Raw genomic sequence first — 22,277 nt, forward strand, 5'->3', positions numbered from 1 at the left:
TACGTGTGTAACCACCGCAGTCGGCGGCCAACGCGATAAGCTCGACCGACAATTCAGTCTGACGTATTGGAACACATGGCAAAGAAGGCTCAAGCCCTCACGGGTGTTTCATACGTGATGCCCGTACTCAACGAAGTTGAGCACATTGAGGCCGCCGTCGACAGCCTCACCGCGCAAGATTACGAAGGCTCCTTCGAAATCGTGCTTGCGCTCGGCCCCAGCGTCGACGGAACAAACGCTGTCATCGACGAAATGGCGCGCCTCGATCCGCGCATCCGTCACATCCCCAACGAACTTGGTTCCACCCCTGGTGGCCTCAACGCCGCCATTCGCGCCTCAACCCATCCCATCGTTGTGCGGGTAGACGCCCACTCCGTGCTGCCACCCAGCTACACCCGCATCGCTGTCGAAACGCTCGAACGCACCGGTGCCGACAACGTTGGCGGCATCATGAAAGCTGAAGGCCGCACGCCGTTCGAGCGTGCCGTCGCCCACGCCTACGGCTCACCAGAAGGTCTCGGCGGAACCCAACACCACACCGGGGGAAAATCTGGACCAGCAGACACCGCCTACCTCGGAGTGTTTCAACGTGACCGCCTCGTCGAAGTGGGGCTCTTCGACGAAGACATCAAACGCGGTCAAGACTGGGAACTCAACCGTCGACTCCGCGCAAGCGGCGGAACAGTGTGGTTCACCCCAGAACTTCAAGTCGTTTACCGTCCGCGCTCAAGTCTTCGCAAACTCATCCGCCAATTTGTGGCCACCGGAATCTGGCGTGGAGAACTCGCCCGCCGCTTCGGCACCGCAAACTCTCTGCGCTACTTTGCGCCACCCCTAGCCGTGCTCGGCACGCTCCTCGGACTCATCCTGGGAATCACTGGCAGCGCCACAAACGCGAGCTGGCTGAGCCTCGCCTACATCGCCCCGATCATCTACGCACTCTTCGTGCTCGCCGCCTCCGGCATCGCCGCAGCAAAAGAGGGGCTACGATCAGGTCTTTGGTATCTGATCGTATTGCCGTGCATCCACTTCGGATGGGGCACCGGCTTCATCCTCGGATTCCTCAAGCTCACCAAGAACATCACTGCGCATACGGGAAGGTAACAGCGTGTCCACCCCCACACCAGCAGACCCCTCAGCCCGACCGCAGAGCATCGCGCAACTACGAGAAGTAACGCAACCACCAGAAGTTCGGATGCGTGCCAATGCCGAACACTGGACGGCCTCGCTCTACCTACGCGACATCTCGCCGTACCTGACCTGGATGCTGCTGAAGACATCCATCAGCGCCAACGGCGTAACCGGCCTCATGATCCTCACCGGCTGGCTAACCGCCGCCGCCCTCCTCATCCCCGGATTCACCGGCGCCGCCCTCGCTCTCATCCTCGGCCAAATGCAAATGCTCGTCGACTGCAGCGACGGTGAAGTCGCCCGCTGGCGGAACACGCGCTCACCAGCGGGAGTGTTCCTCGACAAGGTCGGGCACTACAGCACCGAAGCCCTCATCCCCATTGCTCTCGGAATCCGGGCTGCAGGCTGGCCTCTCGACTTTCCTGCAGACTTCGCCTGGACAACCGCAGGCTTCGCGCTCGCACTCCTCATCGTGCTCAACAAAGCACTCAACGACATGGTTCATGTCGCACGCGCCAATGCCGGTCTTGAGAAACTGAGCGACCGCAAGGGCGAAGCAGAACCCAGCCACAGCCTCGTCGCGAAACTGCGTCGGCTCGCGCGATTCGTTCCCTTCCACCGCCTGTACCACTCGGTAGAACTGACGATGATCGCGTTTGCAACAGCAATCATCGCCCTCTTTGTGCCCGCACTCGCTGCAGAACGCACCGTGCTCCTCATCCTGCTTCCACTCGCAGCACTCGCGTTGGCTGGGCATTTCGTAGCGATTATGGCGTCCAAGCGCGTTCGCTCATGATCCACCGAATTGGTGTTGTTTCCCTTTCGCAGGGAAAGCGCCCCGACGACCTCGCCCGAGGACTGGCCACCCTTCAGGCGCAGCAGGATGTTGATCTCGACATCATCGTCGTCGGCAACGGCTGGGAACCGGTTGGGCTCCCGGATGGCGTGCGCGGCCTACACCTGGCCGACAACCTGGGGATTCCCGCTGGTCGCAATCGCGGCGTCGACCACGTGCACGGTGACTGGATATTCTTCCTCGACGACGATGCCAGCATCCCGTCACCAACATTCTTGCGCGATGCTGTTGAGAAGATAGTTGCTGATCCCACAATTGGGCTTCTGCAGCCGCGCGTCGAAGATGCTGAAGGCAAAGAGAATCCTCGCCGCTGGATCCCACGCATTCGCAAGGGCGACCCGCGGCACCCCAGTGACGTCTTTTCGGTGTGGGAGGGCGCTGTGCTCATGCCTCGCGCCCTGTTCGATGAGATCGGCGGCTGGGGCGACCCGTACTTTTATGCCCATGAAGGCATAGAGCTTGCGTGGAGAGTGTGGGGAGCGGGAAAGCGAGCTTGGTATGCCGGCGATCTGGTCGCGAATCATCCCGCTATCGACCCTGCCCGCCACAGCTACTACTACCGACTCAACGCCCGCAACCGCATCTGGATAGCGAAACGCAACCTGCCGGTGCTCCTCGTTCCCGTCTATGTCGCCAGTTGGACGGCAATACAGATTCTGAGATCAGCGAGAAACCCTGTCGGCATGCGAGCGTGGTGGGGCGGTTGGTTTGCGGGATGGAGCCAGAATCCTGGTGGCCGTCGCAGCCTCAGTTGGGAAACCGTGATGCGGATGGCCCGTGCCGGTCGCCCTCCGGTGATCTAGTTCCTCTAACACCCGTTAACTGACTCAGCGGCAGCCTCCACGTTTCCGTGTCGAGGCTGCCGCTGAAGCAAAGATGCTGCTAGCTGCGTGGCTTGCGCGTCGGACGATCTTCGTACCGGCTGCCGCTGTCACGAGAACCGCTGTCACGTCCAGCGTCATCACGAGGGCTCGAGTCGCGCTTGTTGTAGCCACGTGACTCTTCACGTTCGCGGTTGGCGCGAGCGCCACCCTCGAAGGAGCGATCGCGGCTCGGGTACTTTCCGTCGCCGCCCCGTGCTCCGCCGCCATTTGCCTTGCGGTCGGGGCTGATCTCGATCAGCTTTCCGCTAATGCGGGTATCGCGGAGGCGATCCAACACATCTTTCGACATGTCGGCGGGCAACTCGACGAGCGAGAAGTCTGGACGAATCTGGATGTGACCGAAGTCGTCACGGTTTAGCCCACCCTCATTGGCGAGAGCGCCAACGATCTGGCGGGGCTCAACGCGCTGGCGCTTGCCAACCTCAATGCGGTACGCCGTCATCGGCTTGGTAGAGCGTGGGCGACGTTCTGGGCGGTCGCCGCGGTCACTGCCGCGGTCGCCACCACGCTCGGGGCGGTCGTTGCGCGAATTGCGCTCCTCGCGCTCCGTGAACCGCTGGGCGCGTTCCTCTTCTGCCGACAGCAGCAGGGGAGTCTCACCCTGAGCTACAACGGCAAGGGCGGCAGCAACATCCGCCTCAGGAATATCGTGGTGCTCAACATAGTGGGCAATGATGTCGCGGAAAGCAGAAATGCGCGGCTGCTGGTTGAGCGCCTCAGTGATGGCGTCATCAAAGCGAGTGAGTCGCGTGGAGTTGACATCTTCAACGGAGGGAAGCTGCATCTGGGTGAGTGGCTGGCGCGTTGCCTTCTCGATTGCGGTGAGCAATCGACGCTCGCGAGGGGTCACAAAGCTGATTGCTGAACCGCTGCGACCTGCGCGGCCGGTGCGACCAATGCGGTGAACGTACGACTCAGTGTCAACCGGGATGTCGAAGTTGACGACGTGGCTGATGCGGTCAACGTCGAGCCCACGAGCAGCAACGTCTGTTGCGACGAGGATGTCGAGCTTGCCCGACTTGAGCTGGTTGACGGTTCGCTCACGCTGAGCTTGAGCTACATCACCACTGATTGCTGCAGCCGAGTAGCCTCGAGCCCGCAGCTTCTCAGCCAAGTTTTCGGTTTCGCTCTTGGTGCGAACGAAGACGATCATGCCCTCAAAGTTTTCAACCTCGAGGATGCGCGTCAACGCGTCGACCTTCTGCGGGTACGAGACAACGAGGTAGCGCTGGCTCGTGTTTGCCGAAGTCGTGGTCTGCGACTTGACGGTGATTTCTTCAGCGTTGTTCAGGTACTTCTTGGAGATGCGGCGGATCTGAGCCGGCATCGTGGCTGAGAAGAGTGCAACCTGTTTGTCATCTGGGGTATCGGCGAGGATCGTCTCAACGTCTTCGGCGAAACCCATTTTGAGCATTTCGTCGGCCTCATCGAGAACGAGGTACTTGAGCTCGGAAAGGTCAAGGGTGCCCTTAGCGAGGTGGTCCATGATGCGGCCGGGAGTACCGACAACAACGTGAACACCGCGGCGCAGGGCCGACAGCTGCACGCCGTAGGCCTGGCCGCCGTAAACGGGAAGCACGTGTACGCCACGCATGTGGGTTGCGTACTTCTCGAAAGCCTCACACACCTGCAACGCGAGTTCGCGAGTAGGGGAGAGCACGAGAGCCTGGGGCTTGCTCTGGGAAACGTCGAGGCGCGAGAGAATTGGCAGCGCGAACGCTGCGGTTTTTCCCGTGCCGGTCTGGGCGAGGCCGACTACGTCACGCCCCTCCAGAAGAGTAGGAATAGTGGCTGCTTGGATAGCCGAAGGCGTCTCGTAGCCAATGTCACGGACCGCTTTCAATACCGCATCGCTGAGCGCGAGGTCGGAGAAAGTGATCGCGGTCTCGGTGGAGTCAGACGGTGCGGTTGAATCAGAATCGGTCATTCTATCAATCGTACCTTCTAAACCTGCGAAAACCTGCGGATTCCAGTACTCTGCCCCACCAATGCCAGATCAACGATGGCGAGTACTATCGAAAGAGCGGCCCAATTTCACTCCACCGCATCAGCATCGGCTCGATAACGGTGTGGTGGGAAGTGCGTTGCACCGGCCCACCACTGATTTGATTGAGACCATGGCGCTACTGAAAGACTTCACGACTGCCCGCAAAGTGGTGCGCACAATGCTGCGCTCGCGCCGCAATAGACGTCGAGTCGCCCAGATCGTTGGCGAACATCCGCTACCGACTCCTGGCTCCGTAAGCATCGCCGTCTATTTTGCTGACACCAAAGTAAATCTTTACCAAATGCGTCAGTGGTACGCACCGCTTGCCGAGCTCTCTAAGCGTTTTCCGGTTTCGATCATCGCCCGGTCGCCCAGTTCGGTGTTGGCGTTGTGGGATGAGGCGCCAGTTCCCACTGTTTACCTGCGTCGCGTTTCTGAGCTTGAACAGTTCGTTTCGGAGCAGCCGCTGAAGATTGTGTTTTACGTCAATCAGAATGCCAAAAACTTTCAGATGTTCCGCTATGGCCGCATGTGGCACGTTTTCATCAATCATGGTGAGAGCGACAAGATGTACATGACGACCAACCAGTTCAAGGCTTACGACTTCAGTTTCGTGGCCGGTGAGGCTGCCCTTGATCGCCTCAGCCATAAGCTCTGGGATTTCGATCTCAAGAAACGGGCCATCCCGATCGGGCGACCGCAGGCCGATCATTTCGCTGGTGAGCTGCCTTACACACCGGATGACCGCATTGTCGTTCTCTATGCGCCAACGTGGGAGGGCGACCGCGAAGCTGCGGCATACGGTTCCATTGCGACTCACGGTGTTGCTCTGGCCACAGCTGTGCTTGCCAGCGACAAGCACCGCTTCATTTACCGTCCGCACCCCCGAAGTGGCGTTGTTGACACGGAGTACAAGAATGCGAACGTTGCGATCATTGCGGCGATTGCTGAAGCCAACGAGACTGATCCTTCAGTTCAGCACATTTACGATGACGGAAATGAGCTGGGTTGGCAGTTGGTGGCGGCGGATGTCGCGATCACTGACGTTTCGGCAATGGTCTATGACCGGCTCGCCACGGGCAAACCGTTGATTGTTGCTCGCCCGGCATCGCCTTTGGCCGATATCGATGAGGCAGGGTACCTAGGAGCGTGCGAGTGGTTGCCCGCTGATCAGGCAGAAAATATTTTGTCGATCGTCGAGCGAGTTCAGTTTGATGCTGAAGCGCAAGAACGTTTGGGGTATTGGGCGGAACGTCACTTTGGCGATACCAGTCCCGGTGCTGCGACAGCCCGGTTCCACGACGCAGTGGAGTCGCTGGTAGCGCTCTGGCACCGTCACGCCCAGATCCACATTGGTGACCGTCAGGGCAGCGAAGGCGATCCTTTTGAGGATGACGACGACGAGTCACCTGCTGCCGAGTAGCGACTAGGGGCGGTCATCCGTTAGGGCATCAATGTCGACGTGATCGTTGAGGTCGGCGAAGCTCTCCAGTTCGACCCACCCTGTCTTTTTGCGCAACGTGCTCAATGGTCGTGCACGCTTGCGGTCGCCCCGCGCTTTGGGTTCTTTGGCCGGCTTGGGCATCTTGGCCGCCTTGATGACGAGTACGGGTTCGAGCCACGACGGCAGGGTGGCTGGTGCTGGACCAAAACCTTGGCGTGCGGTGCGGATGATCTGTCGCCCCAAAATGTGGTTGCCACCACCGCCGATCACAGCGCCAATACCGAAGGGAATGAGTCGACCAACAATATTGGTGCCCTGGGCTGCTGCGAACTTTTTCATGAAGGTGCGTTTGATGCGGTCGGCGAGGGGGCCCATCAGCGCGGTAGGCACTCCCTTGGCGAGGGTTTCACCCCAATAGGCAGAGCGAACAGCGCCGGTTCCCGTGGCTTGAGCGGCGAGCTGCTTCACGAGGTCGCTGCCGGCGGTGCCAAGCACCATTGTCATTACTAGGGCTCGTGCGCGGTCAGGATCGTCAACGACGATTCCGTGAACTTCGGTGACAGATTGGGCGAAGAGGGCACTTGCCTCCAGAAAGCCAGCCGTTTCGACGCTGGAGAGCGCCAACGACGCTCCGGTGCCGACTGCCGGAATGGCAGCGCTGGCGCCAACGAGGGCACCGCCGGTTGTCACTGCGGCAAGATAGCGTCGTTCTAGAATCGCGATGATTTCATCGGTGCTCGCGTTCGGCTTGCCTTTTCGGATGCTACGAATGTGAGCGAGCACGACGGGGCGCTGAACCGTGAGAACGCGGTCAATGCCACGCACGACCATGGGGTGCGACGTGTTTAGTTCGCTAGAAGCCATGGGTTTAACCGTACCGGAGTGATCTGATGCCATCCCGAGAATTAGGTTGGTGTTGAGGAACCGTAATCTTCGTTGTATCGCGCCAGCACATCGTTGATGGGTCCGTCGAGCACGAGTTCACCCTTATCGAGGTAGAGTCCGCGGCTGCAGAAGCGGCGCAGATCTCGCTCATTGTGGGAGACGAAGAAGAGAGTTCGCCCGCCCTCAAGGAGTTCTTCTATGCGGCGGTAGCACTTTTCGCGGAACGCTTTGTCCCCGACCGCGAGAACCTCATCCACCAGAATGATGGGTTCTTCAAGGCGGGAAATTACTGCGAAGGCAATGCGCACCTTCATTCCGCTCGAGAGATGTTTGTACGGCGTATCGATGAAGCGTTCAATCTCGGCGAAACCGATGATCTCGTCGAATCGCTCGCTGATTTCCCGTTTCGTCATGCCGTGCAGCCCAGCGGTCAGGTACACATTGTCGCGCACGCTGAGATCGTCAACGAAACCTCCCGTGATCTCGATGAGCGGGGCGACTCCTTGGCCAACCTGCACATGGCCTTCGTCGGCGAGCATGACCTCTGCAACAAGTTTGAGGAGGGTCGACTTGCCTTGACCGTTGCGTCCTACGACGCCGATTGCTTCGCCGGCGGTGACATCGAAGCTCACATTGCGCAGCGCCCAAAACTCATCGGCGCGTGCGCGGCGTTTGCGACCGGCAAAAAGGTCTTTGAAGTTGCGACGGGATCGTCGATTGAGCCGAAAACGGATGCCAGCATCCTGCACCTGAATCACAAAATTGTCGGACACTAGATCTCCTTCAGCACGGCACGTTCGGTGCGCACGAAGACAAGAATTCCGACGGCAACCAAAATGAGGCTCATGAGAGCTCCGATGAGCACGGCGTACCAGTCGAGTTGGTCAGGGAAGAATGCTGCTCGGTAGAGCGAAAAAATCCCGGCGAGCGGGTTGAACGCAGCGAGTCCGTCGAGCCCCAACCTCGCAAGATCGGGGATGCCATAAATAATGGGGGAGGCATAAAACAGAAAGCGCAAAGCAAGCTTGGTTGCTCGCTCAAGATCGCGGAAAAAGACCACGAGCGGCGCGACGATGAGTCCGACACCAACGGTAAGAATCGCCTGGAGCACTACTCCCAGAACGAAGTACACCGCTTCCCAGTGCAAGACCGCTCCAGTGGCGATGGCAAAGAACGCGAGCACCGGCAGGCTAGCAATGAACTCGATTCCCTTGGAAAGTACGAGGCGCGCGACCCAGATCGTGCGAGGGATTTTGGTGGACCGGATGAGCTTGGCCTCACGCAGGTAGGCGCGGGTGGCATCCGACACAGCGCCGTTGAACCACATCCACGGTAATAGGGCGGTAAGGAGGAAAACGATGTACGGCTGTTCGCCAACGGTGCGGTCAAAGACCTGTGTGAAAACGAACCAGTAGATGCCCGCCATTACCAGGGGGTCGAGGATGCTCCACACGTAGCCAAGGGCTGAGGTGGAGTACCGCACGCGCAGGTCACGGACAGTGAGCAACCAGAGAGTGCGGCGATATCGGGTGAGGGGAGACCATGCTGGCCGGCCCAATGCTGTGTTCGCCACGCCCCAATAGTAAGCGGGCAATTCGACAGAAGCTGTACTCATTCGCAGCAGGGTGAGCGATTCTTCGCTTTAATCAGCAACGCCCGCCCTGCACTGTGTGCGGGGCGGGCGTTGCTGCATGGCTCGTGGAGCCGAAAAGTTTTGCCTAGACGAAGAGGTTTGCGCGCTCGAGGTCTTCAGCGAAGTCAACCTCAATGGCGTAGAGGTCTGAGATATCGATCGGCTCGATGAGCAGACGATCTTCGTCAATTGCGAGCTCGATGCCGCGCTCGAAGTAGTCCTGGTCGCCAACCTTCTTGAGGTGGCGCAACAGTGTTGCCTTGGCGTCGCGCGAAATGTAGTTGATGCCAACGGCTTCGCCGAGGCCGCCCTTGACGGTCTTGGAGAGTTCCTTGATGAAGCCCTCGGCGTCGGTCGTGTACTTGACTTCTTCGTCAGAAACCTTTGCCGTGTTGACGCTCACGAAGGACTGGTCGCGAGCGACCACGACGGCGGCGCGCTCAAGAGCGGTCGGGTCGAAGACAACGTCACCGTTCATCCAGAGAACTCCACCGGGAGTTGATGCCTGCAGTGCACGCATGAGGCTCTTGGACGTGTTGGTCTGGTCGTACTGCTCGTTGTATACGAACGATGCTTCGGGGAACGCTTCGATGATGTGCTCAAGCTTGTAGCCAACAACGATGGTCACCTTGACGTTGGTGCCAAACGCGTGGTGGATGTTGTCGAACTGCTGCTGCATGATGGTGCGGCCATCATTGAGCTCAGTAAGCGGCTTCGGGAGCGAACGGCCCAAGCGACTGCCCATTCCGGCAGCTAAAATTACGACTTGTGTAGTCATGGTGGTCTCCTCAGTAGTTCTGGGATTCGGGGATGAGGCTAAGTGATTAACCTGTTGTTCACCCGAGATTGGTAATATCGACACACCCTTGTGCGATAGTCAGGCTAACGGTGCCCGCCGAGAACTCCATCGATTTTGCGGGGTTGTTGTCTATTTGTGATACTCGCTCATGCGCTCGGCATCTGATTGGTAGGTTTGGACAGTGGAAAACGCCCAAACACCCGACGAGGGCAAGAAGACTGTAGAAACGCCGGCAACGAAGCCCGCAACGAGCCCCCGGAAGCCCGCTGCGGCCCGCGGAACTCAAGCACAATCGAGCCCCGCCACGTCTACATCCTCTGCTACTCGTAAGCCTGCCGCCAAGAAACCCGCCGCATCCAAAACCGCTCCTGCTAAGAGCGCTGCTGCGGCGAAGGCTGCCGCCACTAAGGCTGCCGCAAGTAAAGCAGCAGGATCGGGCGCGTCGACGGGGAAAGCTGCTGGCGCGACGCCGACAGCGTCACGAACGTCAACGCCGCGCTCAACGACTCCTAAGCCAGCTGCCCCCAAGCCGACGGTGCCAAGGTCGACAGACCCCAAGCCGAGGGCGCCACGATCAGGGGTGCGGAAGCCGATTGTGTCGAACGCCAGCGAATCGCAGCCGACTAGCGCGACACCTGGTGACTCCGTCCCCAACGCAGCGGAGGCTGTTCCTTCCCCACATAGTTCTTCTGGCGAGGCAACAACTGCCGCCCACCTCGAGAAATCAGTATCGGTAGTTCCTGCAGCTGCTGAGCCCGCTGTGACGTCAGAACCTGATGCTGAGCCCACCGAAGTCACGGAAGTGGCTGCGGAAACGACGATCGCACCTGAAGCTGAGGCCACGAGCGCTGAAGTCGAGGCTGCGGCTCCTGAACCTACGGAAAAGCCCGACGCTGTTCTCGTAGGCCTTGCTCGGTTGCGCGCGCTCGCGGCTCAATTTGCTGTTGCTGCACCCGCACCCGAGAAAGTCGCCGAGCCAGAGCCAGACGACGAAGAACTCGAACGAGGGTTAGCTCTCGAGGCTGAAGTCGAACCTGAGCCTGTTCTCGAGCCTGTTCTCGTACCCGAAATCGAGCCTCAGCCAGAGCCAGAGCCAGAGCCAGAGCCTGAGCCAGAGCCTGAGCCAGAGCCGGAACCCGAGTTGGTGCCGGAGCCCTCACCAGAGGCAGAACCTGAGCCAGAGCTTGTGTCCGAGAGTGACGGTGTGGTTGCCGTTCAGACGCTGTCTCATGCACTTGAGCCGACATCCGGCGACATCGTTTTGAAGGTTCGCGGTCTGACGAAAGACTTTGGCGAGACGGTTGCTGTTAACGACATCGATCTCAACGTTCGTGCTGGAGTCTTTTACGGCATCGTCGGCCCAAACGGTGCAGGAAAAACGACAACCCTGTCGATGATTACAGGCCTCTTGCGCCCAGATTCGGGAACGGCAAGCGTCAATGGGATCGATGTGTGGGATTCCCCAGAGATCGCCAAACGCTCTATCGGTGTGCTTCCCGACCGTCTTCGCATCTTCGATCGCCTGACAGGCTCGCAGTTGCTGTACTACTCGGGAGTATTGCGTGGCCTCAACGCCGCTGAGGTGCGCAAGCGTTCCTCAGACTTGGCAACAGCATTCGGTCTTGATGACGTGATGGGCCGGCTCGTGAGCGACTACTCATCCGGCATGCTCAAGAAGGTCGCGCTCGCCGCCGCCATGATTCACTCACCGCGACTGCTGGTGCTCGACGAACCATTTGAGTCCGTTGACCCGGTGTCCGCCGCAACTGTCACCCGCATCCTCAAGCAGTATGTGAACGCTGGCGGAACTGTGCTGCTCTCCAGCCACCGCATGGAACTTGTGCAGCGTGTCTGCAGCCACGTCGCCGTAATTGTTGAAGGCACTCTGCTGGCCGACGGAACAATTGATGAAGTTCGCAACGGTATGTCGCTGGAAGATCGCTTCGTGCAGTTGACCGGAACAAACTCCAGTGGGGGAGGGCTCGAGTGGTTGAGCAGTTTCTCCGACTGAAACTGACCCTCCTCGCGAACACGTTCCGTCGAGGGCCACTCGTTGCCTCAAGCATGGTCTTGGTGCTGCTCTATAGCGCTGCCCTTTTTGTGATTGCGGTCATTGCCGTCGCAAACCTGCGTGAAACCACCGCAGAAGTCGCCAGTAGCACGCTAATTGTCTTCGGGTCAGTGTTGCTCGCGGGATTCCTCCTCATGCCGCTCGGCTGGAACGCGGATGATGCGCTAGACCCCCGCCGGTTCTCCTACCTGCCGCTCAGCCGGCTCCGGCTCGCGCTGCTGTTACTGCTCGCCGGCGCCATCAGCATCCCCACCCTCATGTTGGTTGGTTTGGTGGTTGCTCAGGTCGTTGCCTGGTCGGGAGCAGTTACATCCGCCCTCGTCGCCGTTGTCTCTGGCCTCATCGTGATCGCCACCGCAGTTATTGGTTCCCGCCTAGCAAGCCTTATCGCAGCACGCTATTTGAGCACTCGCCGACTGCGCGAAGGCTTCGGCTTCGCAGCAGTGACCCTCGTCGTTGCGTCGCTGCCCATCGCCGTGCTGCTCGCACTAGCTGACTACCAATCGCAAGTACTGCCAGTGCTACGCCGAGTAGCTTCCGTTCTCGAATGGACGCCGCTGGGGGTCGCCTTCAGCGCGCCGGCCGCCAGCGCAGCCGGCGACTCAAGCGGAGCGGCCGCTCGGCTCGGGATGGCCTTGGGATTCCTTGTTGTGCTCGCCGCCGCATGGTATTTTCTGCTCGGCTACGTGCTTTCGCGCCCGGAAAGAAGTGCCGTAGAGACCTATCGTTCTGGCTTGGGCTGGTTCCGCGTCATGCCATCAACACCGCTAGGGGCGATTGCGGCACGAAGCCTCAGCTACTGGGCGCGTGACGCCCGCTACTTCGTTGCGCTTGCTGCCATCCCCATCATTCCTATCGGTATGGTTGCCGCCCTCCTCGTTGGAGGAATCGGAGCTGACGTCATTGCGTGGATCCCCGTTCCCGTCATGTGTCTGTTCCTCGGCTGGAGCGCGCACAATGACGTAGCGCATGACAACACCGCGCTGTGGACTCACGTATCAGCTCACACTCGCGGTGCTGACGACCGCTGGGGGCGAATTGTTCCCAACTTGATGGTCGGAATTTCCCTAGCCATCATCGGGAGCATCGTCACCGTTCTCATCGTTGGCAACTCCGTTGCGCTGCCAGGACTGATCGGGCTCAGCCTTTGCGTTCTCTTCACTGGGCTCGGAATTTCGAGCGTCAGTTCGGCCGCGTTCCCGTACGCCGCGCCGCTTCCGGGTCACGGCGCATTCATGCAGCCCCAAGCGCTCGTCTCCAATGCTGCAACAGTGCAAAGTTTGACCTTCGCGTTGACCCTTCTGTTCGCGGTCCCCGTGCTCGCCGTAGTGTTCTTCAACCCGTTCACCGACCTTCAACCCCACTGGGCCGCGCTCTTGGTTGGCGTTTCGCTTGGGTTGATCATCATGGTCATCGGCGTGTACTGGGGCGGCCGCATTATGGTGCGTCGAGGCCCAGAACTGCTCGCACTTTCTTCACAGAACTAAAATGGGTTCTGCAGAAGTAGAATTGACGCATGGCTGACACCGATCACACTGGCGGCGGAACCGACACTCTCGACCGCGAACTTGAAGAACTGCTCAATCAAGAGCAGGTTGAAGAGGGCGACCACGAACGCTTCTCGCACTATGCGCCCAAGAACAAAATCATGGAATCAGCGCTCTCCGGCAAACCCATCCGCGCACTCTGCGGAAAGCTGTGGACCCCGGGCCGCGACCCTGAGAAGTTTCCTGTGTGCCCGACCTGCAAAGAGGTCTACGAAAAGATGAAAGCCTAGCTCTTAGCGGTACACGGTTGGCACAACGGGTTCGCCTCGTGACAGCCGGAAAGCGTTTTGGGGAAGCTCTGCCAGAGCGTTCTGGTGGTGCTCCCGTGCGGCAAGGGTTCCTTCGCGACCGAGCCAACGAGCATCCGCCAACCCATTCGAGACCAGGTCAACAATGAGGTCGCGACCCGTCACCGCGGGGCGGCCCTCAGAAGCCTGATAAATCAACTCGGTTTCGGCCAGACCGCCTTCGAGAGTTCTGATGGCAGCTTTGTGCCCACCGACGGTAGCTTTTGCTGTCGATTTCTTGGCAACAGACACCCACTCACCGGCGTCGTTGTGGTGGGCCACCAGCTTGTAGACCATGCCAGCAGCGGGATGCCCCGAGCCGGTTACGACCGAAGTTCCCACACCAAACGAGTTGACAGGTGCCGCCCGCAGCGCAGCAATCGCATGCTCGTCGAGGTCGTTGGTGACCGTAATGCGGGTGTTGGTTGCTCCGAGAGAATCTAGTTGAGCGCGAACGGCAGCGACCTGAACGGCAAGGTCACCAGAGTCGATTCGCACCGCGCCAAGGTCAGGGCCAGCGACCTTGACCGCAAGCGCTACTGCCGTTTCGACATCATAGGTGTCGACGAGCAGTGTCGTCGAAGGCCCAAAAGCATCAACCTGTGCCTGAAATGCTTCTTCTTCTGAATCGTGCAAGAGCGTGAATGAGTGGGCTGCGGTACCCATCGTTGGCACGCCCCAACTGCGACCGGCTTCGAGATTGCTCGTTGCGCTGAACCCGGCAATATAGGCGGCGCGAGCGGATGCCACGGCAGAACGTTCGCCCGTGCGACGTGATCCCATCTCGGCGATAGGTCGCGCGTCGGCGGCAGACACCATGCGCGCAGCAGCGGATGCCACGGCGGAGTCATAGTTGAGCACGCTCAACGCCAAAGTTTCGAGCAGTACAGCCTCAGCAAATGAGCCCTCGACGATGAGCACGGGAGAGCCGGGGAAGTAGGCATCACCTTCGCGGTAGCCCGTGATGTTTCCGGTAAAGCGGTAGTTGGCTAGCCAGTCGATGGTGTTTGGTCCAACGATCTTGTTCTGCTTCAAGAACGACAACTCGTCGTCGCCGAAACGAAACTGTTCAACCAGTTCAAGAAGGCGACCGGTTCCAGCGACAACGCCGTAGCGACGGCTGTCGGGAAGTCGGCGGGCAAACACTTCGAAAACGCAGGGGCGTTCATGGCGGCCACTGCCGATTGCGGCGTCGAGCATGGTGAGCTCGTATTGGTCAGTTAGCAGAGCGGTACTCACCTGATTAGCGTACGCGACAGACCGTGAGGGCTGTCAGGGTCTCAACGGACATCCCCCACTACGATTGAGAGCGTGACTGATGCACCCATTGGCGTTTTCGACTCCGGAGTTGGCGGCCTCACCGTAGCCCGTGCCATCATCGACCAGTTGCCCCACGAGTCGATCGTTTACGTTGGTGACACTCTTCACTCGCCGTATGGACCCAAGCCGATAGCGGATGTTCGGCGCTATGCCCTCGAAGTGATGGATCGTCTCGTTGACGATGGGGTGAAGTTGCTCGTGATTGCCTGCAATACCGCCTCTGCTGCGATGCTGCGGGATGCACGCGAGCGGTACACCGAGGCGTATGGCATCGAGGTTGTTGAAGTGATCCAGCCCGCCACGAGGGCGGCAGTGCGTCAGACCCGCAATCGTCGCGTCGGAGTGATTGGCACCGAGGGCACGATCAAGTCGCGTGCTTATGAGGATGCTTTTGCTGCGGCATCCGACATCGAACTATTTACTCAAGCCTGCCCACGATTTGTGGAGTTTGTAGAAGCGGGAGTCACGACCGGGCCGGAAGTGCTCGCGGTGGCCGAGGAATATCTTGCACCGCTCAAAGCCGCCGAGATTGACACTCTCGTGCTTGGCTGCACCCACTATCCGCACATTTCGGCCGCAATTCAGTATGTGATGGGCCGCGACGTTACCCTCGTCTCGAGTGCTGAAGAGACCGCCTTTGACGTCTACAGCACCCTTGTGGCGCACGATCTGCTGCGCGACCCCTCTCAACCAGCGACTCACACCTTTGAAGCGACCGGGCCAGACAAGTCAGGCTTCACCCGTTTGGCATCCCGATTCATGGGGCCAAACGTTGTGCGCGTCGAAACTTTTGATACTGGCGTGATTAATCTCCCGCCGCTGCCCTGAGCAGCTTCACCACGACCCCTAATTACCGATAGAGAGAAGCACATGACACGTCACGATGGTCGCGAAAACAACGAACTCCGCAAAGTCACGATCGAGCGCGGGTGGAGCGACCAGGCTGAGGGCTCAGCGCTGATTTCCTTCGGCAAGACCAAGGTGCTGTGCACGGCTTCCTTCACCAATGGCGTTCCGCGGTGGATGGCGGGTAAGGGCAAGGGCTGGGTCACGGCCGAGTACTCGATGCTTCCCCGCAGCACGAACAGCCGTATGGACCGCGAAGCCGTCAAGGGCAAGGTTGGCGGCCGCACTCACGAGATCTCGCGCCTCATCGGTCGCAGCCTGCGCGCCGTGGTCGACATGAAGGCTCTCGGCGAGAACACGATCGTGATTGACTGCGACGTTCTTCAGGCCGATGGCGGTACCCGTACGGCCGCCATCACCGGTGCCTATGTTGCACTCGCTGACGCGATCGAGTGGGGTCGCGAGAAGAAGTTCATCGGCAAGAACTCGAAGGCCCTCTTTGACTCGCTCGCTGCCGTCAGCGTCGGAATCATCGACGGTGAGCCGATGCTCGACCTCGCCTACGTCGAAGACGTTTGCGCCGAGACCGACATGAACGTTGTCGTCACCGGCCGCGGTCTCTTCGTCGAGGTTCAGGGCACAGCCGAAGGCGCACCATTCGACCGTCGCGAACTCGACTCCCTTCTCGACCTTGCGCTCGCCGGAGCTGTTGACCTCACCGCAATGCAAGTCGCATCGCTCGCCGGAGACACTCCTGATGCAGATGCCACTGGAGCAGTCGCCAACTAATGCAAGTCGTCCTCGCCACCCACAACGCTCACAAAGTCGCTGAGTTGCGCCGCATCCTTGGCCCAGCGCTCGACGGCCTCGAACTCGTCGCCTACAACGGGCCAGAGCCGGTAGAGGATGGCGACACGTTTCAGGCGAACGCGTTGATCAAGGCACGGGCAGCATCCGCCCACACCGGATTACCGGCGCTCGCTGACGACTCCGGAATCTGTGTTGATGCGCTTGGCGGTGCCCCAGGCATCCATTCGGCGCGGTACGCGGGCACGCGCGATGACACCGACAACCTTGAGTTACTGCTCGCGAATATGGACGGCGTGGATGATCGCGCCGCCCAGTTTGCCTGTGCCGCCGCCCTCGTGGTTCCTGCAGCCATCACCGGTGCTGAGACTCACGAGTTTGTTGAACTCGCGCTCTGGCCTGGCACGATCGCGACCGAGCGCAGTGGTGCTGAGGGCTTCGGCTACGACCCCATTTTTCGTCCGGACGGTCAGCAGGGAACATCGGCAGATCTGACATCAGAGCAGAAAGACGCCCTCAGCCACCGAGCTCAGGCATTCACCGCACTTATGCCCACGGTTCGCGCTCAACTGCTCGGCACAAGCTAAAACGCGGGCTTCGGTCGGCACACACAGCACAACAACGTACAGTTGTGGGGTGTCTGAACATGATGATCCCCACGCCGTAGATCTTGAACTCCCCATTGCCGCCCGCATCGCGGCCGCCAGCGAACGACATGGTGAAGCTGTCATTGTCGAACGCGCCGTCTCGCTTATCGCGGGCAACAACGAGGGCAAAGAGTTTCTGCTGATCGTCGGAGGAGAGCATGCTCAGGGCATTCTCGACGGCGCCCCTGTGCTCTATTGGCCCGAACTGTGGGGCACCCGTGCCCTGCTGCACGCCTGGGATGACAGTGCTGCGGATGTCGTAGTCACCGCCCTCAGCAATCAAGCGTGGCGAGTGCGTGAGATGGCGACGCGTGTCGTTGCCACTCGTCGACTCGACGCTCGTGAGCAGCTTGTGGCGCTCCTCTCGGATGAAACTCCCCGCGTTCGCGCCTCAGCCGCCCGCGCCCTGGGCACGGTCGGCACAGCTGACGATATCGATGCGATGTCTGCCCTCGTCAAGGATGAAGACATTGAAGTTCGTCGCAGCGCTCAGCAGGCTGTCGCTGCTCTTCGTAAGCGTCTCGGTTAGCAGAACTCGCTCAGCAGACCCGAGTAGCAGACCCCGCTGAGCAGACCCCGCTTAGTCGTCGAGGTTCTGGTCGAAGTCTTTGGGGTGCAGCGAAAGCTGCTCTGCTTCGGCATCGCTGATGGCGTCTGCCCGACCCGCATCGCGTGCCTTTTTCGCTTTGTAGGACGACCGGAAGTAGTGGTACGCGGTGGGGAGCACTGAGACGGTGACAGCGGCGAGAAGAATGAGGTCGATGTATTCGACGATGAAGTCACGCAACGGCGGAATGTAGCCGAGCAGGTAGCCTGCGAACGTGAGGCCTGAACCCCAGATAAGCGCTCCAATGGCGTTGTAGATGGAGTATTTGCGGTAGTCCATGTGGCCAACGCCAGCAGCGACCGGGGCGAAGGTGCGCACGACAGGAACGAAGCGAGCCAGAATGACGGCGAGGCCGCCGAAGCGGCTGAAGAAGGCGTTGGTGCGTTTCACATTTTCGACGCTAAAAAGCCCGGTTTCTTTTCGCTCGAATATCCGAGGGCCCACCTTGTGCCCAATCAGGTATCCGACTTCGCCGCCGAGGAATGCAGCGACGCTTATGGCCAGACAGACCCACCAGATGTCGAAACCGATAACGCCGGTGAACGTGAGGACGCCGGCAATGACCAGAAGGGTGTCACCGGGCAGGAGAAAGCCGACGAGTAGTCCCGTTTCCGCGAAAACGATGAAGGCAACACCGAGCAAGGCAAAGGCTCCGAAACCTTCAATGAGGTTGTTCGGGTCTAGCCAGGGGATGAGGGCGGTGCCTACCAAGAGCTTCTCCAGAATCGTCGGCTAGGTGCGCGTAGTCGGCGACGTTAGCAATGAACTACCAGAAGAGTATCGCGAGTCACGGAGTCACCGCTGTGGGGATTACCCCCGGAATGGATGAAAAACGGTTGTGCGGAAGGCGGGACTTGAACCCGCACGCTCGAAAGCACAGGAACCTAAATCCTGCGTGTATACCAATTTCACCACTCCCGCTGGCCGGACAATCTTATCGCGAGAAATGGGCGCCGTGGTTCACCTCTGCTAATGCTTCGTTTTTGCTGTGCACGCCCCGAGATTCGTTGACGACGCCCTTACTTTTGGGCCCGAAGGGTGTAATTTGAGAGGTGTCTTCCCTATGGAGACGATGTCCGCGATCGCGCCTGCCAAGAGCCATATGAGCCACAGCTTGCGCGCCGCACGAAGCAAGGAGAGCGACATTACCGTTCACGAGCTCCAATCGAGCCTGTTCACTCTCGACTCGGCTACCGCCGAAGCGATCCATACTGCTGCAGAGCGAATTACCGCTCACCCGAATGAGAACCCGGATGACTTCGGTCGCCAGGCTCTGGCGGCAGCGTTTAGCTTGCCCGAAGAGGTTCGTGCAGCTGTTCTGAATTTTGCTGAAGTTGGCTCTGAAGCCGGCATCATGGTTGTGCGTGGACTGTACGTCGATGAAGACCTGACAGATACCCCGCTCGATAACAAGAGCGGTCTCGGTGCTCGCACCGTCTTCGCTAAGGAGATGGGGATGCTCGCGCACCTCCTCGGAAGCATGGTCGCTTACGAGGCTGAGGGCAACGGCCACCTCATCCAAGACATGGTTCCGAACCCGAAGCTTGCTGTCACCCAGCAGTCGCAGGGCTCGAAGGTTGAGCTTGAAGCCCACACCGAACAATGCTTCTCGGTCTTCAAGCCTGACTACGTCATCCTCGGTGCCCTTCGTGGCGACGAAAACGCTAAGACCTATGCATTCTCGGGTCGCAAGCTTGTGCAGCACATGTCAGCCGAAGACGTAGCAAAGCTGCGCCAGCCGCTGTGGGCAACCACAATTGACGAGTCCTTCCAGCCATACATTCCTCGTCCGGATGACGTACGCGGCCCCTTCCCGATCCTCACCGGTCCAGAAGATGACCCGTACATTCTCGTTGACCAGGACCTCATGCACGGCATCACTGCTGAAGCCCAGCGCCTTCTCGGCAAGGTTGTTGAGACCTACATCGAACACCGCGATGCTCACGTGTTGCAGGCGGGTGACTTGCTCATGCTCGACAACCTGCGTGCTATGCACGGTCGCTCCATGTATGCCCCCCGCTTCGACGGTAAGGACCGTTTCATTGCGCGTGGCTTCGTTGTTCGCGACCGCCGCAAGCTCTGGCCACAGCTGCTGGAGGATCGTCGCACGCTCGCTGCGGTCCACAGCTAAAGGCACGGATTCATAGCGAGCCAACGCTAGCCCTACGGCTAGCTGGTTCGTCACAACGCGGGTCGTCTGCTCAGGCAGACGGCCCGCGTTCGTGCGTTAAGTGCTATTTGCTGTGGCGACCACGCAGGCGAGCGAAGAATCCGCGGGGTGCCGGTGTTGCTGGGGCGGCCCCAAATTCTTCTTCGTTCGCACCGGGAAGAACCCGCAGGATGTTCATCAGGCTGAGGGCAGCAACGAGAGCGTGGGCCGAACGAGGCTCAGTCTCTGCGATGGCAGCCAGTTCTTTCGCCGAGAGTGGGGCGTGGCTCAGGATCGAGGTCATGCGCAGCTGGTCGGCATCGTGCGGAAGATTCGTAATGTTTGGCCAGCGGCGCAAACGGTAGCGTGCACCGTCAGTGAGCCACGGAGCGGGAGCGTGAGCGTAGGCGTTGAGGCCTACCATCCACAGCAGCGAGCTCAGATCGAACCCTGCACCAGTGGGCATGATTACCTCATCGCGAACATGGCTGCGGATGTTGATGCTCACTGGGAACATGGGGAAGTCAGCGATTTCGGCTTTCCACCAGTACGAACGTTCGAATACATCGATGACGAGCATGGGAAAGCTGGATGACGTGATCGCCAACACCGTTGCTTGCTTGTTGCTTGACGCAATCTTGATGGCTTCGGCGACCTGAGCCCACTCAGAGGCGACAACGGTGAAGTCGGTGTCGTCATCGGAGGGATCGCGGTAGCCGGCGGTGGGATCGCCTGCAGTCGCCGAATCTACGGCGTCCTCGGGAAGCGGTGCTTCAAGCTGGCGAAGCGTGCTCGTTGTAGAGGTTGATTCAGGAGGGACGGCGCCACCCGTCGCTGCCGACTCGGGTTCGGCAGCGGCGTGAATGGTGGCGTCGCCCTCGAGCTCTGTGGGGTCAGCGAAGTCAACAAGCTGGTGCACGAGGGGGGCGCGTGCTCCAGAGATCTGGTCAGTCCACGTGTGGTTGTCCCACCAGCGAAGCTGGGGGAGTCCAAGCGGGTCGGGGTACCAGCCGGCAGGGATGTGGGTTGCGTATGTAGTCATCTTCACGCCTCCTGCGTGAATTTGTGTACGGTGCCGAGGGTGCACCGCGGTCCTGCTCGCGGGTAAAATTCCTCGATTCAGCGTTCGATCTGCGGGTTAGACGAGTGATCGTTCGCTGTTCGTATTTCCTGGTCCTGCTTCGGGTGGTTCGGGTTATGCGGGTGAAAACTGTGTGTTACTCGACGGTAAGAAAGACGGTGAGCCTTCGTGCAGTTCGCCGAGCAGCGGCAAGTGATTTGCCGATCGTCTCTTTGTCGGTGAAGAGGGCAGCGAGCACCAGCGGATGGCCGTCGACTCGTACCTGCACGACGTGGCCCTGTTGGGCCGCGACGATCACAAACTCGTTGTCTCCGAGTTGAAGTTCTCGGGCAACAGCATCGGCGAGGGCTTGAGTTGAACTGGCCATGCTCGCGAAGCGGTTGCTGTCGACTGCGTTGCCTTCAACACTGACGACGCTGAAGCCATCCTCGGTGAGGACCGTGGCGTAGGCCAGTGACGGGGCAAGTTCTTTGAGTCCGCTGAGGGCAAGTTCGCCGCGCGAAATGTATGTGGGGTCCAGGTGGGTTGCGACAATCATCGTGCCCTCCCTGATGTCAGTGCTGAGTTGGCGGCAACAGCACGTTTGAGTTCGACGTTGGCAACCACCGTCATGAGCAGCACGTTCATGTCTGCGTTCGAACGAGCATCCACGGTGAATACCGGAATAAGAACATCGGGCATTTCGTCGGCCAGGGTGTTGGCGTACTCCTCGATGAGTGCTTGGGGCACGAGATCGGCACGAGTGAGCCCGATGACAATTCCACCGCGCTCATAGAGGGCGAAGAATTCTTTGACGTACTCGATAGCGGTCTCGACGGGGTTTTCGGCATCGGCGTTGACGAGGAGCACGAGACCTTCGGCTCGCTCCGCGAGGATGGTCCACATGAAGTCAAAGCGCTTCTGGCCAGGGATGCCGTAGAGGCGAACCTTTTCTGCGTCGTTGACGCTGATCTCGCCGTAGTCGAGAGCAACCGTTGTTGTCGCTTTGTCTGCTGAAGCTCGGTCGCTGTTCGCGGCTTCTGTACTGACAACTTCGATCTCGCTGAGGGCACGGATGGCAGTGGTTTTACCTGCGCCCATGGGCCCTGCAAACAGGATTACGTGCTCTGACATCTGATACCTCCCCCCAGGAGTAGTTCTTATGCTTCTTTCTTACTGAAGCATGCAAGCCCCCGATGCGGGGTAGTAGCCCCCCGTTTGGGTGTCGGTGAAAATTGCCTAGACAATTACTGCATAGAACGTTCTGTCTGTCCCCTCAACACGTGGGGCCGTTGCTGAGAATTCGCCCTATTTCTA

At 59.6% G+C, this 22,277-nt stretch carries 21 protein-coding genes, 1 tRNA gene and 1 pseudogene; 12 read left to right on the forward strand and 11 right to left on the reverse strand.

Going from position 1 to position 22,277, the window contains the following annotated elements:
- Window positions 1–75 precede the first annotated feature (75 nt).
- From AC061P_RS04335 to AC061P_RS04345, 3 genes are read left to right on the forward strand one after another with little or no spacing between them, the layout of a single operon-like run.
- On the forward strand, window positions 76–1,104 hold the full coding sequence (locus AC061P_RS04335) for a glycosyltransferase family 2 protein (protein ID WP_480392157.1): 1,029 nt from the start codon (window positions 76–78) through the stop codon (window positions 1,102–1,104).
- A gap of 4 nt (window positions 1,105–1,108) precedes the next feature.
- Window positions 1,109–1,927, forward strand: a complete 819-nt coding sequence (locus AC061P_RS04340) for a CDP-alcohol phosphatidyltransferase family protein (RefSeq protein ID WP_449648566.1) — start codon at window positions 1,109–1,111, stop codon at window positions 1,925–1,927.
- Entirely contained in the window at window positions 1,924–2,790 is an 867-nt protein-coding gene (locus tag AC061P_RS04345; RefSeq protein WP_480391932.1) for a glycosyltransferase family 2 protein, read from the forward strand. The genes AC061P_RS04340 and AC061P_RS04345 overlap by 4 nt, the downstream gene beginning before the upstream one ends.
- A gap of 79 nt (window positions 2,791–2,869) precedes the next feature.
- Here the strand turns inward: AC061P_RS04345 and AC061P_RS04350 are convergent, their stop codons facing one another.
- Window positions 2,870–4,798, reverse strand: a complete 1,929-nt coding sequence (locus AC061P_RS04350) for a DEAD/DEAH box helicase (protein WP_449648564.1) — start codon at window positions 4,796–4,798, stop codon at window positions 2,870–2,872.
- 190 nt (window positions 4,799–4,988) lie between these two features.
- Here AC061P_RS04350 and AC061P_RS04355 point away from each other — a divergent pair, with 190 nt between their 5' ends.
- Window positions 4,989–6,281 carry a CDP-glycerol glycerophosphotransferase family protein gene (locus AC061P_RS04355; RefSeq protein WP_449648563.1) on the forward strand — a complete coding sequence of 431 codons (1,293 nt, stop codon included), beginning with the start codon at window positions 4,989–4,991 and terminating at the stop codon, window positions 6,279–6,281.
- Between the two features lie 3 nt (window positions 6,282–6,284).
- Here AC061P_RS04355 and AC061P_RS04360 read toward each other — a convergent pair whose 3' ends face one another.
- The 4 genes from AC061P_RS04360 to AC061P_RS04375 form a co-directional block, all read right to left on the reverse strand.
- Window positions 6,285–7,166, reverse strand: coding sequence for a hypothetical protein (locus tag AC061P_RS04360; RefSeq protein ID WP_480391933.1), 882 nt, complete (start codon window positions 7,164–7,166; stop codon window positions 6,285–6,287).
- Window positions 7,167–7,207: 41 nt separating this feature from the next.
- Window positions 7,208–7,960, reverse strand: coding sequence for an ABC transporter ATP-binding protein (locus tag AC061P_RS04365; protein WP_480391934.1), 753 nt, complete (start codon window positions 7,958–7,960; stop codon window positions 7,208–7,210).
- Entirely contained in the window at window positions 7,960–8,760 is an 801-nt protein-coding gene (locus tag AC061P_RS04370; RefSeq protein ID WP_449648560.1) for an ABC transporter permease, read from the reverse strand. The genes AC061P_RS04365 and AC061P_RS04370 overlap by 1 nt, the downstream gene beginning before the upstream one ends.
- 145 nt (window positions 8,761–8,905) lie before the next feature.
- On the reverse strand, window positions 8,906–9,598 hold the full coding sequence (locus AC061P_RS04375; protein ID WP_480391935.1) for a phosphocholine cytidylyltransferase family protein: 693 nt from the start codon (window positions 9,596–9,598) through the stop codon (window positions 8,906–8,908).
- A 202-nt stretch (window positions 9,599–9,800) separates the two neighbouring features.
- On the opposite strand from AC061P_RS04375, the gene AC061P_RS04380 reads away from it, so the two are divergent.
- The 3 genes from AC061P_RS04380 to AC061P_RS04390 are packed head-to-tail and all read left to right on the forward strand — an operon-like array spanning window position 9,801 to window position 13,467.
- The gene (locus tag AC061P_RS04380; RefSeq protein WP_480391936.1) at window positions 9,801–11,630 is read left to right on the forward strand and encodes an ABC transporter ATP-binding protein; all 1,830 of its coding nucleotides are present in this window, start codon (window positions 9,801–9,803) and stop codon (window positions 11,628–11,630) included.
- Window positions 11,606–13,177 (forward strand): hypothetical protein, encoded by a 1,572-nt coding sequence (locus AC061P_RS04385; RefSeq protein WP_480391937.1) that lies wholly within the window; start codon window positions 11,606–11,608, stop codon window positions 13,175–13,177. The genes AC061P_RS04380 and AC061P_RS04385 overlap by 25 nt, the downstream gene beginning before the upstream one ends.
- Window positions 13,178–13,206: 29 nt before the next feature.
- Complete coding sequence (locus tag AC061P_RS04390) at window positions 13,207–13,467, forward strand: DUF3039 domain-containing protein (protein ID WP_449648556.1); 261 nt, start codon at window positions 13,207–13,209, stop codon at window positions 13,465–13,467.
- A gap of 3 nt (window positions 13,468–13,470) precedes the next feature.
- On the opposite strand, the pseudogene AC061P_RS04395 reads toward AC061P_RS04390, so the two are convergent.
- Window positions 13,471–14,769: pseudogene (locus AC061P_RS04395) on the reverse strand (nicotinate phosphoribosyltransferase); the annotation flags it as partial.
- A 66-nt stretch (window positions 14,770–14,835) separates the two neighbouring features.
- Between AC061P_RS04395 and murI the strand changes: the two are divergent.
- Genes murI through AC061P_RS04415 form a run of 4 tightly spaced genes read left to right on the forward strand, consistent with a single transcriptional unit; the run spans window position 14,836 to window position 17,673 of the window.
- Window positions 14,836–15,672, forward strand: a complete 837-nt coding sequence (gene murI, locus AC061P_RS04400; protein WP_480391938.1) for a glutamate racemase — start codon at window positions 14,836–14,838, stop codon at window positions 15,670–15,672.
- A 42-nt stretch (window positions 15,673–15,714) separates the two neighbouring features.
- Window positions 15,715–16,479, forward strand: coding sequence for a ribonuclease PH (gene rph / locus AC061P_RS04405; RefSeq protein ID WP_480391939.1), 765 nt, complete (start codon window positions 15,715–15,717; stop codon window positions 16,477–16,479).
- On the forward strand, window positions 16,479–17,084 hold the full coding sequence (gene rdgB, locus AC061P_RS04410) for an RdgB/HAM1 family non-canonical purine NTP pyrophosphatase (RefSeq protein WP_449648553.1): 606 nt from the start codon (window positions 16,479–16,481) through the stop codon (window positions 17,082–17,084). Before rph ends, rdgB begins: the two co-directional genes overlap by 1 nt.
- 49 nt (window positions 17,085–17,133) lie before the next feature.
- Entirely contained in the window at window positions 17,134–17,673 is a 540-nt protein-coding gene (locus tag AC061P_RS04415) for a HEAT repeat domain-containing protein (RefSeq protein WP_480391940.1), read from the forward strand.
- Window positions 17,674–17,724: 51 nt separating this feature from the next.
- Here the strand turns inward: AC061P_RS04415 and AC061P_RS04420 are convergent, their stop codons facing one another.
- Together AC061P_RS04420 and AC061P_RS04425 are read right to left on the reverse strand one after the other, a co-directional pair.
- A complete protein-coding gene (locus AC061P_RS04420; protein ID WP_449648551.1) occupies window positions 17,725–18,462 on the reverse strand; it encodes a DedA family protein in 738 nt (245 codons plus the stop codon).
- A 128-nt stretch (window positions 18,463–18,590) separates the two neighbouring features.
- Window positions 18,591–18,672, reverse strand: a tRNA-Leu gene (locus tag AC061P_RS04425).
- Between the two features lie 142 nt (window positions 18,673–18,814).
- On the opposite strand from AC061P_RS04425, the gene AC061P_RS04430 reads away from it, so the two are divergent.
- Window positions 18,815–19,882 (forward strand): TauD/TfdA family dioxygenase, encoded by a 1,068-nt coding sequence (locus AC061P_RS04430; RefSeq protein ID WP_449648550.1) that lies wholly within the window; start codon window positions 18,815–18,817, stop codon window positions 19,880–19,882.
- Between the two features lie 103 nt (window positions 19,883–19,985).
- On the opposite strand, the gene AC061P_RS04435 is transcribed toward AC061P_RS04430, so the two are convergent.
- From AC061P_RS04435 to AC061P_RS04445, 3 genes are all read right to left on the reverse strand, one after another.
- Window positions 19,986–20,942, reverse strand: a complete 957-nt coding sequence (locus AC061P_RS04435) for a DUF2510 domain-containing protein (protein WP_480391941.1) — start codon at window positions 20,940–20,942, stop codon at window positions 19,986–19,988.
- Between the two features lie 175 nt (window positions 20,943–21,117).
- Window positions 21,118–21,519, reverse strand: a complete 402-nt coding sequence (locus AC061P_RS04440; RefSeq protein WP_449648548.1) for a roadblock/LC7 domain-containing protein — start codon at window positions 21,517–21,519, stop codon at window positions 21,118–21,120.
- Entirely contained in the window at window positions 21,516–22,094 is a 579-nt protein-coding gene (locus AC061P_RS04445; RefSeq protein ID WP_480391942.1) for a GTP-binding protein, read from the reverse strand. The genes AC061P_RS04440 and AC061P_RS04445 overlap by 4 nt, the downstream gene beginning before the upstream one ends.
- Window positions 22,095–22,277 lie beyond the last annotated feature (183 nt).

The sequence above is a fragment of the Rhodoglobus sp. G.S.4 genome, from assembly GCF_056619605.1.